Annotated in this window: 1 protein-coding gene; it reads right to left on the bottom strand. The window is 65.6% G+C overall.

All coding sequences use genetic code 11. The annotated features are described in order from the left end of the window. A partial coding sequence (locus LPA54_RS34460; protein WP_228984580.1) for an enoyl-CoA hydratase/isomerase family protein occupies positions 1 to 387 on the bottom strand: 387 nt, incomplete at its 3' end. Positions 388 to 671 lie beyond the last annotated feature (284 nt).

The raw sequence follows: 671 nt of genomic DNA, 5'->3' as shown, positions 1-671 counted from the left end.
CGTCAAGCTCGCGGCCACGAACTCCGCGCCGCCCGCACGCGCCGTGCCCGCGAGCTTGACGATCGTCACCTGCGGCTGGTGGCGCAGCAGTTCGCCGACGCCCTGGAAGAGGTTGACGTGCGGGGTGCGGTCCGCGATCTCCCTGAGGTCGTCCATCTCGTCGAGGATGTGGATGTCGACGTGGGCAAGGAAGAACTCGGGGTCGGCGCTGGAGAAGACGATCACGCGGACCGAGCGATCGTCCCGCAACTTCCCGAGGAGGTCGTGGAGTTCACGGATCAAGGTTCCGCCGAGCACGTTCACCGGCGGGTTGTCGAGGGTGATCCGGGCAATGCCGGCGTCGACGGTGACGTGGAGCGTCGTGTACGGAGGCAGGTCGTCGTCCATGCGGGTCCCAAGGTGTCAGGTGGGCCAGTAGGTTTGCGTTGGATACCACCCTGGTCCCGAGTAAATACCCGGTCAATAACGCACTTTCCGACAACCAAGGATCACCATGGATACCAGTGCCTCACCCCTGTCGTCCCGGAGCACCCCGCGGTTCAGCGTCGACTGCCCCAGCCGGCCGATCCTCGACCAGGTCGCGGACAAGTGGTCGATGATGGTGCTGGCGGTGCTGGAACGGCCGACGCGGTTCAACGAGATCAAGCGGCAGCTCGAGGGCGTCACCCAGC

It is taken from the genome of Streptomyces sp. DH12 (genome assembly GCF_020873895.1).
Lineage (GTDB): Bacteria > Actinomycetota > Actinomycetes > Streptomycetales > Streptomycetaceae > Streptomyces.
The sequence above is the reverse complement of the archived record's forward strand: the minus strand, read 5'-3'. Positions and strand labels throughout refer to the sequence as shown.